Source organism: Janthinobacterium tructae, assembly GCF_006517255.1.
GTDB classification, from domain to species: domain Bacteria; phylum Pseudomonadota; class Gammaproteobacteria; order Burkholderiales; family Burkholderiaceae_D; genus Janthinobacterium; species Janthinobacterium tructae.
The window spans coordinates 1,270,686-1,284,884 of the sequence record NZ_CP041185.1 but is presented as its reverse complement, the minus strand read 5'-3'; the positions used below and the strand labels follow the sequence as shown (position 1 = coordinate 1,284,884).

General features: G+C 62.6%; 16 protein-coding genes. 9 read left to right on the top strand and 7 right to left on the bottom strand.

Annotated features, from left to right (window positions below):
* Nucleotides 1-173 precede the first annotated feature (173 nt).
* The 8 genes from queE (at nucleotide 174) to FJQ89_RS05660 (ending at nucleotide 8,753) form a co-directional block, all read left to right on the top strand.
* Nucleotides 174-809, top strand: a complete 636-nt coding sequence (queE, locus tag FJQ89_RS05695) for a 7-carboxy-7-deazaguanine synthase (RefSeq protein WP_141169416.1) — start codon at nucleotides 174-176, stop codon at nucleotides 807-809.
* A 9-nt stretch (nucleotides 810-818) separates the two neighbouring features.
* Nucleotides 819-1,265: a 6-carboxytetrahydropterin synthase QueD gene (gene queD / locus FJQ89_RS05690; protein ID WP_071077189.1), complete on the top strand. Its 447-nt coding sequence runs from the start codon at nucleotides 819-821 to the stop codon at nucleotides 1,263-1,265.
* Nucleotides 1,258-1,770, top strand: coding sequence for a tRNA adenosine(34) deaminase TadA (gene tadA / locus FJQ89_RS05685; protein ID WP_141169415.1), 513 nt, complete (start codon nucleotides 1,258-1,260; stop codon nucleotides 1,768-1,770). The genes queD and tadA overlap by 8 nt, the downstream gene beginning before the upstream one ends.
* 188 nt (nucleotides 1,771-1,958) lie before the next feature.
* Nucleotides 1,959-4,316 carry a TonB-dependent hemoglobin/transferrin/lactoferrin family receptor gene (locus FJQ89_RS05680; protein ID WP_141169414.1) on the top strand — a complete coding sequence of 786 codons (2,358 nt, stop codon included), beginning with the start codon at nucleotides 1,959-1,961 and terminating at the stop codon, nucleotides 4,314-4,316.
* 61 nt (nucleotides 4,317-4,377) lie between these two features.
* Nucleotides 4,378-5,532 carry a hemin-degrading factor gene (locus FJQ89_RS05675; RefSeq protein ID WP_141169413.1) on the top strand — a complete coding sequence of 385 codons (1,155 nt, stop codon included), beginning with the start codon at nucleotides 4,378-4,380 and terminating at the stop codon, nucleotides 5,530-5,532.
* A gap of 150 nt (nucleotides 5,533-5,682) precedes the next feature.
* On the top strand, nucleotides 5,683-6,600 hold the full coding sequence (locus tag FJQ89_RS05670) for an alpha/beta fold hydrolase (RefSeq protein WP_141169412.1): 918 nt from the start codon (nucleotides 5,683-5,685) through the stop codon (nucleotides 6,598-6,600).
* A 42-nt stretch (nucleotides 6,601-6,642) separates the two neighbouring features.
* On the top strand, nucleotides 6,643-7,560 hold the full coding sequence (gene ldcA, locus FJQ89_RS05665; protein WP_141169411.1) for a muramoyltetrapeptide carboxypeptidase: 918 nt from the start codon (nucleotides 6,643-6,645) through the stop codon (nucleotides 7,558-7,560).
* A gap of 50 nt (nucleotides 7,561-7,610) precedes the next feature.
* Nucleotides 7,611-8,753 (top strand): DUF418 domain-containing protein, encoded by a 1,143-nt coding sequence (locus tag FJQ89_RS05660; protein WP_243136434.1) that lies wholly within the window; start codon nucleotides 7,611-7,613, stop codon nucleotides 8,751-8,753.
* Nucleotides 8,754-8,763: 10 nt separating this feature from the next.
* On the opposite strand, the gene FJQ89_RS05655 is transcribed toward FJQ89_RS05660, so the two are convergent.
* Nucleotides 8,764-10,095 carry an IS4 family transposase gene (locus FJQ89_RS05655; protein WP_141172643.1) on the bottom strand — a complete coding sequence of 444 codons (1,332 nt, stop codon included), beginning with the start codon at nucleotides 10,093-10,095 and terminating at the stop codon, nucleotides 8,764-8,766.
* A gap of 308 nt (nucleotides 10,096-10,403) precedes the next feature.
* On the bottom strand, nucleotides 10,404-11,117 hold the full coding sequence (locus FJQ89_RS05650; protein ID WP_141169409.1) for an SOS response-associated peptidase: 714 nt from the start codon (nucleotides 11,115-11,117) through the stop codon (nucleotides 10,404-10,406).
* A gap of 140 nt (nucleotides 11,118-11,257) precedes the next feature.
* Here FJQ89_RS05650 and FJQ89_RS05645 point away from each other — a divergent pair, with 140 nt between their 5' ends.
* Nucleotides 11,258-11,479: a hypothetical protein gene (locus FJQ89_RS05645; RefSeq protein ID WP_141169408.1), complete on the top strand. Its 222-nt coding sequence runs from the start codon at nucleotides 11,258-11,260 to the stop codon at nucleotides 11,477-11,479.
* Between the two features lie 13 nt (nucleotides 11,480-11,492).
* Here FJQ89_RS05645 and FJQ89_RS05640 read toward each other — a convergent pair whose 3' ends face one another.
* From FJQ89_RS05640 to FJQ89_RS05620, 5 genes are all read right to left on the bottom strand, one after another.
* Nucleotides 11,493-11,738, bottom strand: coding sequence for a hypothetical protein (locus tag FJQ89_RS05640; RefSeq protein ID WP_141169407.1), 246 nt, complete (start codon nucleotides 11,736-11,738; stop codon nucleotides 11,493-11,495).
* 73 nt (nucleotides 11,739-11,811) lie between these two features.
* Nucleotides 11,812-12,117 carry a hypothetical protein gene (locus FJQ89_RS05635; protein ID WP_141169406.1) on the bottom strand — a complete coding sequence of 102 codons (306 nt, stop codon included), beginning with the start codon at nucleotides 12,115-12,117 and terminating at the stop codon, nucleotides 11,812-11,814.
* A 238-nt stretch (nucleotides 12,118-12,355) separates the two neighbouring features.
* The gene (locus tag FJQ89_RS05630; protein WP_141169405.1) at nucleotides 12,356-12,562 is read right to left on the bottom strand and encodes a hypothetical protein; all 207 of its coding nucleotides are present in this window, start codon (nucleotides 12,560-12,562) and stop codon (nucleotides 12,356-12,358) included.
* A 106-nt stretch (nucleotides 12,563-12,668) separates the two neighbouring features.
* A complete protein-coding gene (mntP, locus tag FJQ89_RS05625; protein WP_099763654.1) occupies nucleotides 12,669-13,238 on the bottom strand; it encodes a manganese efflux pump MntP in 570 nt (189 codons plus the stop codon).
* Nucleotides 13,239-13,296: 58 nt separating this feature from the next.
* Nucleotides 13,297-14,151 (bottom strand): undecaprenyl-diphosphate phosphatase, encoded by an 855-nt coding sequence (locus FJQ89_RS05620; RefSeq protein WP_141169404.1) that lies wholly within the window; start codon nucleotides 14,149-14,151, stop codon nucleotides 13,297-13,299.
* Nucleotides 14,152-14,199: the final 48 nt, after the last annotated feature.

Below are 14,199 nucleotides of genomic sequence, written 5' to 3'. Positions count from 1 at the left end.
TTTCTTGCCGGTTGACACCGCGGCGCCAGGTGGCGGCCACGGCATTTGCACGGGAAGTATCGTGGCGGCATATAATAGAGGGTTGTCAATCGGCATTTGCGGTTCCGGCGTTGTGCGCGGGCATCGCTGCGGTCGCCTTGCGCGATGACGCCAGCCAGCTCTTAGGAAATACAGTGACTTATAGCATCAAAGAGATTTTTTATACCCTGCAGGGCGAAGGTGCGCACGCGGGCCGTCCGGCCGTGTTTTGCCGCTTTTCCGGCTGCAATCTGTGGACGGGCCGCGAAAGTGACCGCGCCACGGCCGTGTGCCAGTTCTGCGACACGGATTTCGTCGGCACCGATGGCGAACGGGGCGGCAAGTTCAAGACGCCCGAGGAACTGGCCGCGCTGATCGACAGCCTGTGGCCGGCCAGCTACGCGCCGAGCAAATACGTGGTGTTTACGGGCGGCGAGCCGCTGCTGCAACTGGACACGGCCCTGATCGACGCCATGCATGCGGTGGGCTTTACCATCGCCATCGAAACCAACGGCACCTTGCCCGTTCCGCCCGGCGTGGACTGGATCTGCGTCAGCCCGAAGATGGGTTCGACACTGGTCGTACACAAAGGCAATGAAATCAAGGTGGTCATTCCCCAGTTCCAGCAAGACCTGGCCGCCTACGAACAACTGGACTTCGAGAACTTCTTCGTGCAGGCGATGGACGGCCCTCTGGCCGCGCACAACATGCAACTGGCCATCGAGACGTGCAAAAGCAACCCGAAGTGGAAGCTGAGCCTGCAAACCCATAAACTCCTGCAAATACCTTAACAAAACAATATGCTGACTATCACACGCAAGCTCGAATTCGACGCGGGCCACCGCATTCCCGACCATAAAAGCCAGTGCCGCAACCTGCACGGCCACCGCTACACGGTGGAAATCACCCTGGTCGGCAAGGTCATCGAAGCGGAAGGCAATTCCGACAACGGCATGATCATGGACTTTTCCGACGTGAAAACCCTGGCCAAGCAGCACCTGGTCGATGTCTGGGACCACGCCTTTCTTGTGTATGAAAAGGATGTGGCCGTGCGCGACTTCCTGGCCAGCCTGCCCGACCATAAAACTGTCGTCATCGACCGCATCCCGACCGTGGAAAACCTGGCGCGCATCGCCTTCGAGATCCTGAAAGCGGCATTTACCGACCATTTCGGCACCGGCTTGCACCTGCATAAACTGGTGTTGCATGAAACGCCGAATTGCTGGGCAGAAGTGACCGATGACTGAAACGCACGCTGGCGCGCAGGACGCGCGCTACATGCAGCTGGCCCTGGAGCAGGCCCAGCACGCGTGGGACCTGGGGGAAGTGCCCGTGGGCGCCGTCGTCGTCAAGGATGGCGAAGTCATCGCCGTGGGCTACAACCAGCCCATCGGCCGTCACGACCCCACGGCGCACGCGGAAGTGATGGCCTTGCGCGCGGCCGCCGAAAAGCTGGGCAACTACCGGCTGCCCGGCTGCGAACTGTACGTGACCCTGGAACCGTGCGTGATGTGCTCGGGCGCCATGCTGCATGCGCGCCTGGCGCGCGTGGTGTACGGCGCGGGCGACCCGAAGACGGGCGCCTGCGGTTCCGTGCTGAACCTGTTCGAGCAGCCAGCCTTGAACCACCAGACGGCCATCGTTGGCGGCGTGCTGGCCGACGAGTGCGGCGCTTTCCTCAAGCGTTTCTTTGTCGAGCGCCGCCGCGCGCAGTCGGAAGCGCGCAAGCTGGCCAATCCGCCGGCCTGTTAGCCTGGTCTTGCCAGCCATCGCGGCTGGCATTTTTTGTAACTGTTGCGAAATAACATCTGTCCAGACCAACTGCCATTCTCAAATGAGAATGATTCGTGTTACAGTATTGTTTTCGCCAGCAAACTTCCCTTGCGCATCGTTATCGATCCAGGTTCAAGAGCCAGCTTCCACTCTTAAACCGGATCATCATGACTACAGTGCTTCTGCAGCGCTCCGCTGCGCCCGTCGTATCTCCCGTTCCTGCCCGTCGCCACAACCTGGTGTTGCGCGCCGCCTTGCTGGGCCTGTTCGCCGCGCCGCTGCTGCCTGCCATGGCGCAAACGGCCGCCATCAACGCGGGCACGGCTGCGCAGGAACCGGCCAGGCTGCCTGTCTTCCCGGAAATCGTCGTCAACGCCAAGCAGGATTACGAACGCCGCGCCGGCACCAGGACGGTCGTCACGGCGGACGACCTGGAGCGCCGCAATGTCACCGACATGGGCGGCATCGTGCGCTACCTGCCTTTGATTACCGCGCCAGCGGCGGCCTCGGGCAGCGGCAGTGTGTGGGATGGTTCGGGCAATACCGGTTACAACATCCGCGGCCTGGAAGGCAACCGGGTCAGCCTGGAACTCGATGGCATTGCGCTGCCCGACGCGGCACCTAAGCCGGACGGCAACACCCTCAACGCCTTCGCCACGGGCCGTGATTATTTTGACCCGGAAACGTTCCGCGAAGTGCGCATCGATTCGGGTACGACGGCTGCCAGCGGCGCCAATCCCGGCCTGGGCGGCGGCGTGGCTTTCATCACCAAGTCGCCCGAAGATTACCTGGGCGAGGGGCGGGATCATTATGTCGCCTATAAATACGGCCGCGCCACGGCCGACCGCAGCAATGCGCACACCCTGACGGGTGCCGCCAGGATGGGCGACAAGCTGCAGGGCCTGGCCGTCTACGTGCGCCGCGACGGCGAGCAGATGGACAGCCGCGGCAGCACCCCCGTCAACCCGGACGACTGGCATTCGAACGCCTTGCTGTCCAAGCTCGTGTGGACCTTGCCTGGCGAACAAAAGCTCGACTTGACGGTCGACATGTTCGAGCGCAAGAACAAGCGCGATCTGCGCAGCAAGGTCAGCACGTATTATCCGACGGGCGTGCAGCAGGATTCCACCACCAGGCGCACGCGCGTCAGCCTGGGCCACGACGTGGCGCTCAAGGATTTCGCCCTGTTCGACCGCCTGACGTCGAAGGTCTATCTGCAGAATGCGAACACCGACGACAAGACGCAAGGTCGCTACACCTTTGGCAGCCCGGCGCAGCGTTCCATTGAAACGAGCTTCCAGAATGACAGCATCGGCGTCACGTCCGAAGCGTTCAAGCAGCTCAACGCCGACAATGCGCTGTTGTACGGCGTGCAGCTGGAACAGCTGAAAACGCGCCGTCCGTGGCGTGAAGACCGTCTCATCATCGCCACTGGCCAGCATCAGATCACCAACAAGAACCGCATGGCCGACATGGATACGAGCAAGCTGGCCCTGTATGTGCGCGATGACCTCAGCTTTGATCTTGCAGGCAAGAAGGCCGTGTTGACGCCGGGCTTGCGTGCCGATTACCGCAAGGACGCGCCGAAAAACCTGCAACACTACGCTATCGGCGTACCGGGCGCGTCCAAGGAAATACGCAAGCAGAGCGACACGTATTTCACGCCCAGCCTGAGCCTGTCCGTGGAAGTCTTGCCGCAAATGAACGCCTACGCCACCGTGACGCGCGGCACGCGCCTGCCGACGGCGGCCGAACGCACGGGCACCTATGATTCCATCAGCTATACGGGCACGGGCAGGGGTTATGCCGTGCTGGGCAATGCGAATTTGCGCAAGGAAACCAGCCAGGCCTATGAACTGGGCTTGAAGGGCGACGTCGTCAAAGGCTTGAGCATGCACGCCTCCGTCTACCAGACGGAATACAAAAACATGATCGAATATGTAATGCAGGAAGATGACCCGGTGAACTATCCCACCATCACCCAGGGCCTGTTCCGTCCGGAAAACATCGGCAATGCGCGCACCTGGGGTGCCGAGCTGACCCTGCGCGCGGAGCTGGGCGCCTGGGCGCCATCCATGCAGGGTTACCGCATCGACCTGGCGACGGGCGTGGCCAAGGGCCGCTCCTTCAATACCCTGACGGGCGACAGCGGCGGCCTGGCCTCGGTGGCGCCGGCCAAGACGGCCTTGACCTTCGGCTACGACCATGCAAACGAGCTGTTCGGCCTGGCCCTGACGGCCGTGCATGCGGGCGACAAACAGGCGCCGAACGACTTGCTGACGGGTACGACCGCGCCGCGCTTCAGCGTGCCGTCATACACGATTTTCGACCTGTCGACCTACTGGAACGCGCACAAGAACGCGAAGATCGTCGTCGGCGTGTACAACTTGACGGACCGCAAGTACTGGGACTACGCCGCTGCGCGCAGCCTGTCCGCCGGCACCACGGCGGCAACGCGCGCCGAGATCGAGCGCTATGCCAAGCCGGGCCGCAACGTCGCCGCCAGCCTCAGCGTCAATTTCTAAGTTTTTACCGGGGAGGGGTGCTTGCCCCTCTTTTTTCCATGTTTGATTGAATGGTCTCTCTATGAAGTTATCCAAACTCGTTCTATCCCTGCTAGGCGGCCTGCTGATTGCAAACGCAAGCGCGGCCCCAGCTCCCCTGGCGGAACGCTGGTCCACCTTGCGCGCGGAGCAGCCGAAGCTGCAGATTCGCGACGCGGCGCGCGCGCTGGGTGTATCCGAAGCGCAATTGCTAGCCACCAACATCAGCAAGGGCGTGACGCGCTTGCAGGCCGATGGCAATCAACCGCGCGAAATCATGCGCGCCGCGCTAGACCTGGGCCTGGTGCAAGCGATTACGCGCAATGAAAACGGCGTCATCGAAACGACGGGCGTCGCCAGCAAGTTCAAGCAGGCGGGCGACAAGTCCGAGCAGGCCGATGCCAAGGACCCGGAAACGGAGGCGCGCCAGCGCAATATCGCCGGCGGCTACCTGGGCGGCCAGATCGACCTGCGTTTTCACTTTGAAAACTGGAAATATGCATTTGCCGTGGAGCAAGCGGGCCGCGACGGCAAGCCCACGCGCAGCCTGCAATTTTTTGATGCCAACGGTACGGCCGTGCACAAAATCTACCTGCGCAACGAGCCGGGCGTGGCCGTCTACGACAAGCTGGTGGCAAACTTCCGCCTGCCCCAGCAAAGCGCGGAATTGAACGTGCTGGCTGTGGCGCCAAAGGCGGTGGAAAAGCCCGACAGCGAAATCGATGTCAAGGAATTCCAGCTGGCCTGGAAAGATATGACGGACGTGCATCAGTTTGCGCAAATCATGCGCGAATTCCATCTGACGCGCGAACAGGCGCTGCGCCTGGCGCCGGCCGGCGTGGTCGAGCGCGTGACGCCGCAAGCGCTGCGCACGCTGCTGGAAAACGCGGCGAAGGACAAGGTCGCCATCATGGTGTTCCTGGGCAATGAAGGCTTGACGCAGATCTACAGCGGCAAGATCGAGAAAACCATGGCCGCCGGCGGTTTCTTCAACGTGCTGGACCCGGATTTCAATCTGCACATCCGCGACACGGCCCTGCGCAGCGGCTGGGTCGTCAAGCGCGGCGGCGTCACCTCGGTCGAGTTCTTCGATAACGATGGCACGCAAGTGGTCTCTTTCTTCGGCGTGCGCGAGCGCGGCAAGCCGCAGCCGCAAGCGTGGGTCGACCTGGCCGATTCCTTGCCTAAGGCTAAGTAAGTAGCTGCGCCGTTGCCGCCCGGCGTACCGGCGCGGCAACACTTGAGTTCGACTTCCGCATGAGTCACGATGGTACTATCACAATAGTGGTATGCTGATTCCAGGGCCGCAGATCGTGCCTGCGTGCCGGTTCCTGGAAGAGAGGCAATCATGGCAACCATCATGGCGAACGGCCTCAACATAGCTTATGAAAGCCACGGCGACCCCAACGATCCGTGCGTGCTGCTGGTCATGGGCCTGGGCATGCAACTGATCGCCTGGCCGGCGGACTTCGTCGAAGGCATCGTCGAGCAAGGTTTTCGGGTGGTGCGTTTCGACAACCGCGACAGTGGCCTGTCGAGCAAGATGGCGCTGGCGGGTAAACCGTATCTGCCGCTGGCTTACGTGAAAAACCTCATCGGCTGGCCCCTGAAGACTTCCTATACCCTCGATGACATGGCGGACGATGCGCTGGGCTTGCTGACGGCCCTGCGTATTGCCCAGGCGCACGTGATCGGCGTGTCGATGGGCGGCATGATCGCGCAAGTGATGGCGGCGCGCGCGCCGCAGCATGTGCTCAGCCTGACTTCCATCATGTCGAGCAGCGGCCGGCGCGGCTTGCCCGGCCCCACGCGGGCGGCGCGCAACGCCTTGTTGCAACGTCCGAAACGCAATGCCAGCCGCGCCGAACTGATGGCGCACATGGCGGCCACCGTGCGCGTCATCGGCAGCCCCGCCTATCCCGTTTCGGAAAGACTGCTGTACCAGCGCATCGACGCGGCGCTGCAGCGGGGCAGTTGCCCCGAAGGCGTGGCGCGGCAAATGGTGGCGATTGCCGCCTCGGGCGAACGCACGGCCTTGCTACCGAGCATCAGCTGTCCGGCGCTGGTGATCCATGGCGCGGCCGACCCCTTGATCCCTGTCGCCTGCGGCATCGATACGGCGGCGCTGATCCCGGGCGCCCGGCTGGAAGTGATCGAAGGCATGGGGCACGACATGCCGCCCCAGCTGATCGAGCGCCTGCTCGCCTTGATCGATGTGCATCTGCAAGGTAAGATGGCGCCCCAGATGCGCTCCCAGCCAGCTTGAAAGTAATCTGGCGCGCCCACCATTTGATTAGCCAGGCATATTTTGAAGACACCCGAGATTGGCATCGCCATCGTGGCGCCCGGCGGTTGCGCGCCCGATGACGCAGCCGTGGCGCGCGGCATCGCCCGCCTGCAGGCGCAAGGCGCCACCGTCCACAGTTACTACGACCCCGAACACACCTTCCAGCGCTTCGGCGGCACGGATGCGGGCCGGCTGGCGCAGCTGAACGCGGCGGCGGCCGACCCGGACGTGCAGGTGGTGCTTGCCTTGCGCGGCAGCTACGGCATCAGCCGCATCCTGCCCGACATCGATTTCGACCGCATGGCCGCCAGCGGCAAGCTGTTTGTCGGCTACAGCGACTTCACGGCCTTCCACATGGGCTTGCTCGCGAAAACGGGCCGCGCCAGCTTTGCCGGCCCCATGATCTGCGACGATTTTACACGCGACGAGCCCGAGCAGTTTACGCTCGATCAGCTGTGGTCCTGCCTGGCGGGACCCACGCATGAGGTAGAGGGCAGGGCAGCGGGCAATCCGCAGGTCGAGCTGACGGGCACCTTGTGGGGCGGCAACCTGGCCATGCTGGTGCATCTGCTGGGCACGCCATATTTTCCCCAGGTCGACGGCGGCATTTTGTTTCTGGAAGACGTCAACGAACACCCGTACCGCGTCGAGCGCATGCTGCTGCAATTGCTGCACGCGGGCGTGCTCCAGCGCCAGAACGCGATCGTGCTCGGTGATTTTTCCGCCTATAAATTGAGCCCCATGGACAGGGGCTACGATTTTGACGTCATGCTGGCATATGTGCGCCAGCGTTCGCCCGTGCCCGTGCTGACGGGGCTGGAATTTGGCCACATCCGCCGCCGAGTCACCTTGCCGTTCGGCGGCCAGGCGCGCCTGCAATCGGATGCGTCCGGCTTCAGCCTGCAGCTGAGCGATTACCCGACCCTGGCGCGGCCCTGAACTCCCCGAACGCCATTCACGCCAAATCTGGCAGGCTGCTGCAGCTCGATGTGCTGCGCGGCATCGCCGTGTTTGGCATCTTGCTGGTGAATATCTGGGGCTTTGCCTGGGGCACGCTTTCCTTGCGTTACGGCACCTTGCCGGCGCAGCCGCCCGTGCTGGACCAGCTTGTCATTTTTTTGGTCGCGGCGCTGGCGCAATTCAAGTTCTATCCCATCTTTGCGTTTCTGTTTGGCGCCGGCTTTGCCCTGCAGACACGTTCCCTGCAGCGCCAGCTGGGCAGCTGGGAAGCGGCGCAAGCGGCTTATAAACGCCGTTTGCGCTGGTTGCTGGTGTTTGGCCTGCTGCACGGTTTCCTCATCTGGAGCGGCGACGTGCTGACCTCGTATGCCGTCGCCGGCATGCTGGTCCTGCCGCTGGCATCTGCCAGGCTCAGCCGCGTGCGCAACCGCGCCTGGCTGGTGGCGGCCGGTTTTCTATTATTCATGTGCTTGTTGATTCCCGTGGGCCAGCAGGGTGGCGCGCCGGACATCGCGCGCGACCTGCATGGCTTTGCGGAGCGCTACGCGATTTACACGCAGGGTAGCGCGTGGGCCGTGGCCAGGCTGCGCGCCAACGATTTTCTCGTCTCGCTGCTGTATGCCATCGTCATGCTGCCGCATATCATCGTGCTGTTCTTGCTGGGCATCTTGTCCGTGCGTTGCGGTTGGCTGACGCAGCCGCAACGCCACCAGCGGCTGTGGCGGCGCGTGTGCGCCGTAGGGCTGGGCGTGGGCTTGCCGTTCAACCTGCTGGCGGCGGGCGCCATCGCGTGGCAGGTAGCCGATCCGTATCAAATCGTGCTGGACGCGGCCCTGTTCGAAGTGGGCCTGTTCGCCGGTGGCCCCTTGCTGGCGGCCGGCTATGTGGCCGCGCTGATGCTGGCCGGTCCCTGCATGCTGCGCTGGCTGGGCGCATGGCTGGCACCCGTGGGACGCATGGCGCTGAGCAATTATCTGTTGCAATCCTTGATCGGCACCTGGCTGCTGCAGGGGCCGGGCCTGGGCTGGGGCGCAACACTGCGTCCGGCCGAGATGCTGGGCCTGGCAGTAGCGATCATGGCGGGGCAGGTGCTATTAAGCCGTTACTGGCTGCGCCATTTCAGGCAAGGTCCCATGGAGGCGCTGTGGCGCCGCCTGGCGCGGCTGTCTTAGAGCCACCCCTTTAAAGGTGTACATTGACAGCCCCGTCTTTTAATACCCGTGCCGTTGATACGTGGCGTCGCGCAACAGCGCCGGCCACGTAGCCTTTTTTCACTGTTTTTTTCGGGCCGCGAGGGTGTTTGCGCAGCGTTTTTGGTTTGGCGTAAGCGGCAATCTGAAGCAGTAATTTGCTCAGCTCTGATGCACACATGGCGTCGTAACGCTGCCATGCTTTGGTTGGCACAGCCATCACCATGCCGGCATAGTGCGCTCGCACCTCCACGGCCACATAAAACGGCGATAGCTCAATGCCGCTGGCAACTAGGTCGTGCGCGGCGCTTACCGCGCACTGCAAGACAGTCAGCACGTTATAGGCCAGGATCGCGATACCGAACGCGAACAAGGCTGCGCGCGGGTGTCCGAGAGTCTTGACTTCACTGTGCAAGACCGATTCGAGCCGCTGGAACATTGTCTCGATCCGCCAGCGCTTGCTGTATAGGCGAGCAATGGCGCGTGCGCTGAAATGCTCTTTTGGTAGATTCGTCAGTAATCGGAGAATCATTTCGCCATCGTCAGTGGGCTTGTAAAGTTGCAGTTCAATGCGACGTGATGCTACCTTCTGTCCTGTAGCTCCAGGGATGGCAACGCACTGTTCAAAGACGGCGCCGGTCGCGATTCTCCCTCGATATGTCAGCTCGTCGAGCGGTGCCGGATTGGGCGTACGACCGTGCTCACGCACGATGAAGGCACACCCACGGCGATCCCATTCGGACAGGATCATGCGCGTGCTGAAGTTGCGATCAGCAATCCACAGGTCGCCCGGATGCGAACGCTCCAGTAACGGCGGCATCACGGCGCGTTCCTGCGAGTGTGCATCTTCGCAAGGCTCCATATCGACGACCAGGCCCGAATCAGGGTCATACACCACAAGGGACTGGCCAGGCATTGCGGCGCCGCGAAAGGCGCGTAAAGGCTTCAACCGCTTTTCGCTTGCAGGCAAATGGTTACCGTCCACGATTCGGGTGCGGTAACCTGGAACCAGCGGTGCATTCCCCTGCAAAAATGGCGTGATCACATCTCCAAGGCGCTCGACGCTGCCGGTGACCAGCGCCCGTACCAGGTTCGGCTCGGTACGCTTGACCTTGTCATATAAAGCTTGCACCGAAACAGGCAAATCAGGGTAAGCCTGCGCTGCAGCGTGAAGCGATGGCCGCAGCCCAACTGCGACCACGGACATCAGTTCGACTGTCGTCGAGAACAGTAGCTCCCTCTGGTACTGGGCGCCACGTTCGCGCTCGAAAAGTGCATCGACCCAAGCAGGATCGAGGGCACGTTGCAGCGCCAGCCTTGCCATTACAGTCAGCGGGCTGATTTTTGCGCAGTGCGATACCACAGCATTCATCATCATGGCAGTTTCCTCCTGTCCCAGTTAGATGATGTTTGCTACAAAGAGTGCAGGTTTTATCTCATCTGTGACGACGCACCTTTAAAGGGGTGTGTCTTAGAGCCTATCCCGGTTGGGAGCGTCTTCTGTTGGCAGTTCATCAGGAGCGCGGACAAGGCGTGAGGAGGACGCGTGGCGAGCCACGCGACGACGATCAACGCCGTCCCCGCTTCTGAGGGGCACCAGCAGGGGATGTATTCATCTACTGGGATAGGCTCTTAATCCGTTCCCCAGTCGAACGCGCCTTGCGGCGTCACCGGCGGCGCCTTGGGTTTGGCGGACGGCACAAGCGGATTGTCGACGGCATGCCATTCGAACAGTTCCACGTCGAGCATGCAGCTGCGCGCCAGGTGCAGTGCTTGCTCGGGGGAAAGCTCGGGGGTTAGCCAGCGGTGTGCGTCCTCTAGGCTGACGGCCACGGGACGGCGGTCGTGGATGTCGACCATGCCACCGAGGCTGTCGGCCGTCACCAGCACGAAGCCCGCTTCCTCGCGGCTGTGCTTGTAGGGGCCGAAATGGGCCAGCGCCAGCAGGAACAGGGGCGCGCGGTCGCGGCGGTGGATGTGCCACGGCTGCTTCGTGCCTTTCTCTCCCGTCCATTCATGCCAGCCGGACACGCAGACGATGCCGCGTCCCGCGCGCAGCAGCGGCTTCCAGTAGGCGCCCGCGAGTTTTTCCAGGCGGGCATTGATGGCGATGGGGATTTTCTTCTTGCCGGGCGCGGGTACGGCCTGTGCGGCCCAGGCAGGACGGTAACCCCAGAACAAGTCGTCGACCCGGCGCACGCCATTCTCGATATGCAGCACGGGCCGGTAGGTGCCGGGCGAGACGTTCAGGTGCGGCTCGGCCTCGCTGTCGAACACCGCGTCGGTCCAGCCGAAGGACGACGCCAGCACGCGCGCCGTGTCATTTTGATCGAATCGTCCACACATGGCGAAATCATACCTGATCGCCTTGGTGCGCGCGCCATGGCACGCAGGCGTGGGTGTGGGCCAGCGTACAGACTGCGGGCGGGATATGGCGCACAGTGGAAGCCAGTCAGGTGGCTGACGCTTCTTGCATCGGAGGAATTATGTCGTTTGAAAATCCCACCATCCACAAAGGTTTTATCATCAGCGCCACGGCTTGCCAGCGCCGCGATGGCCGGTGGGTCGGCTCGTATGTCAGCCAGAACCAGGCGCGCGGCGCGTATGCGGATACCTGCGACTACGACGATTGCAGCAATGAAAAAGAGGCGCAGCAACTGGCGCTGTCCGTCGGCTGGCGCCTGGCCGATGGCATGCAGGCACGTTAAGCTGCGCGCTGCGTCAGCTTTGGCGCCGCAAGGCCAGCAGCAGGCCTGCGAACGGGAACAGCAGGGCCGTGCCCAGACGTACGGAGGTCAGCGAAGCGGCGTGCGCGCCCAGCACATGCGGCAAGGCCAGCAGTAGCAGGGGCGCCGGCACGGCGATGGCAAAGAAAAACAGGTACCACGAGTAGCCATTCTTCTTGGCCAGCAGGGCAATCAGCGCGCAGCCGATCAGGAAGACCAGCGGTAGATTCACAAGTTCCATGGTGTTGAGTTTTCATCCGGGAAAGCGCGTCATTATACGCGCCGCCCTCGGTGATCGGATGGGCAGGCCAGCGTCAGTTGCCGACGAAATCCGGCGGCTGCGGCGCCTGCCTGTTCTGCGCCGGCGCATCGTCCGGCAGCAGCGCCTTGATGGCGCCGTTATAGATCAGTTCCTGGGCGTACGCCGATGCCTCGATCAAGGCCGCATGCGCGGACTTGAAGCTGCTGGGCGTTTCTATCAGTACGGGCTTGGCATACACCTGCTGCGTATCGCCGCGCTTGCTGATTAAAATCATGCCCCGATAGCGGCCATCCTTCTCCAGCGCCCCCGTCACATGAAATTCGTAACCCCTGATCCGGTGTTTTTGTTGCTGATCCATGTCTCCCGCCTCCAGACCTGATTGTCGTGGCCCAGACCTTCTTACGCGTATCGAACAGTTGAGTGATTGATCTCGCTCAATACTCAATATTTGACGGCGATCCAACGCACGTCACGACGGCTGCTGCAAGCGTAGCGAGCGGAGGGGATGTATGGCCGAGAAGCGCAACCGTACATGAGTACGGTGAGCATCGCCGGCCGCAACGCCCCCCCCGCGCAGTAGCTTGCGGCAGCCGTCATCACCCAGCGCGAATGGCGCGGATCTGTTGGGCTGTCTCTTCGATCTCCCGATACGCTTCCTGGACATAACCATTGATCGGGTGTCCGTCCATCCACTCGAAATAGGCGCGCTCGTCGTGCTTGATGGCAAAGGGGACATGGTGGTCGCGTATCGACACGGCCGTTTCGCGCACCAGCGCGGAAAAAAGCAGCTCCAGAGTTTCCATGGTGTTCACCTTGCGAGACAGGAATGCAGAGCAATGAATGTAGCACAAAGCGCGTCGCCGGCCATGCCGGCACCTGTGGCGTGCGCGCCCGTTGGCCGGCCCATCGTCAGGCCGGATGGCCGATATGCTCGTACAAGATCACGCAGCCGATGATGATCAGCACCAGGCCGCCCACTAGTTCGGCGCGCCGGCCTGCCACTGTGCCCAGCACGCGGCCCAGCATCACGCCCAAGGTCACCATGACGAAGGTGGAAAAGCCGATGGCGGCGGCTGTGACGACGATGTTGGCGCCTAGCAAGGCCAGGCCCGCGCCCACCACCATGGCGTCGATGCTGGTGGCCAGGCCCGTGACGGCCAGCACCCAGAACGAGTGCGACTGGGCCGGCGCTTCGTCCTCGTCGGCGTCGGACAGGGCATTGCGTATCATCAACAGGCCGATGATGCCCAGCAGACTGAAGGCGATCCAGTGGTCCCACGCTTCCACGTAGGGCGCGGCCACGCTGCCCAGGGCCCAGCCGATGATGGGCGTGATGGCTTCGATGACGCCAAAGATCAGGCCCGTGCGCAGCGCCTCGCGCCATTGCGGCTTGTGCAGGGCGGCGCCCTTGCCCACGGCGGCCGCGAAGGCATCGGTGGACATGGCAAGGGAGAGGGCGGCGGTGGCGGCGAAATTCATCGTTGGCTTTCTGTAAAACCTGGCTGGGACGTGTGTATAAACTGGAAACCCGGCGATTTTACCCTACGTACAGCACCACGGCAGAGGCCAGCAGGCAATACGCGCCAAAGAAATGCCAGCGGCCCTGTTCCAGCCAGCGCGACAGCCAGCGCAGCGCCAGCAAGCCGGCCAGAAATGACAGCAGCATGCCCAGCAGGCTGGGGCCCAGCAGGTGCAGCAGGCTGTTGCCGTGTTCCAGATGGTCCAGGCTGCCATTTGCCACAGCCTGGTAAAAGCGCCAGCCTTCCTTGGCCAGCACGGCCGGCGTCAGCACCACGGCCAGGGCAAAGCTGAATTCTTCCGCGCGGCGTTGCGGCACGCCCATGGCGATACCGGCGGAAATGGTGGCGCCCGAGCGGGAAAAGCCCCGGAAGGGCAGGCACAGGCCTTGCACGGCACCGATCAGCATGGCCTTGCCGATGGACAAGGTGCCATGCTGGCGCGCTTGCAGGCGCGACGAGACGATGATCAGCACACCAGCGGCGGCCAGCGCGGCGGCCATCAGTTTCGCGTTGCCGAACAGGTGCTCGATTTCAAAGCCGGGCGCATCCTTGCTCATGACGTGCGTAATCGCTTTCAGCAAGCCGAAGCCGACGATGCCCGTCAGCGCCGTGGCGGCCGCCAGCAGCAGCACATTGCTGCGGAAGGCGGCGGTCGAACTGAAATACGTGGCGCGCCAGGATGCCCAGAAATACACGATGACGGCGAACATGGTGCCGGTGTGCAGCATCACCAGCAGCATGGTCAGCTCGGGCGACGTGGGGTCCAGGCCCATCCATTTTTCCGCCATGATGACGTGGGCGGAGCTGGAGACGGGCAGCAGTTCGGCGAAGCCCTGGACGATGGAAAGAATCAATAATTGCAAAAAGCTCATGGGGACGGGACTCGGGCGGGGGACGATGGGCCGCCGATTTTACCCGCC

Coding starts and splice junctions, on each gene's coding strand:
- queD (WP_071077189.1), top strand. CDS start 819: ATGCTGACTATCACACGCAAGCTCGAATTCGACGCGGGCCACCGCATT.
- FJQ89_RS05645 (WP_141169408.1), top strand. CDS start 11,258: ATGTCGTTTGAAAATCCCACCATCCACAAAGGTTTTATCATCAGCGCC.
- FJQ89_RS05640 (WP_141169407.1), bottom strand. CDS start 11,738: ATGGAACTTGTGAATCTACCGCTGGTCTTCCTGATCGGCTGCGCGCTG.
- tadA (WP_141169415.1), top strand. CDS start 1,258: ATGACTGAAACGCACGCTGGCGCGCAGGACGCGCGCTACATGCAGCTG.
- mntP (WP_099763654.1), bottom strand. CDS start 13,238: ATGAATTTCGCCGCCACCGCCGCCCTCTCCCTTGCCATGTCCACCGAT.
- FJQ89_RS05630 (WP_141169405.1), bottom strand. CDS start 12,562: ATGGAAACTCTGGAGCTGCTTTTTTCCGCGCTGGTGCGCGAAACGGCC.
- FJQ89_RS05680 (WP_141169414.1), top strand. CDS start 1,959: ATGACTACAGTGCTTCTGCAGCGCTCCGCTGCGCCCGTCGTATCTCCC.
- FJQ89_RS05650 (WP_141169409.1), bottom strand. CDS start 11,117: ATGTGTGGACGATTCGATCAAAATGACACGGCGCGCGTGCTGGCGTCG.
- FJQ89_RS05635 (WP_141169406.1), bottom strand. CDS start 12,117: ATGGATCAGCAACAAAAACACCGGATCAGGGGTTACGAATTTCATGTG.
- FJQ89_RS05670 (WP_141169412.1), top strand. CDS start 5,683: ATGGCAACCATCATGGCGAACGGCCTCAACATAGCTTATGAAAGCCAC.
- FJQ89_RS05675 (WP_141169413.1), top strand. CDS start 4,378: ATGAAGTTATCCAAACTCGTTCTATCCCTGCTAGGCGGCCTGCTGATT.
- FJQ89_RS05620 (WP_141169404.1), bottom strand. CDS start 14,151: ATGAGCTTTTTGCAATTATTGATTCTTTCCATCGTCCAGGGCTTCGCC.
- FJQ89_RS05655 (WP_141172643.1), bottom strand. CDS start 10,095: ATGGCAAGGCTGGCGCTGCAACGTGCCCTCGATCCTGCTTGGGTCGAT.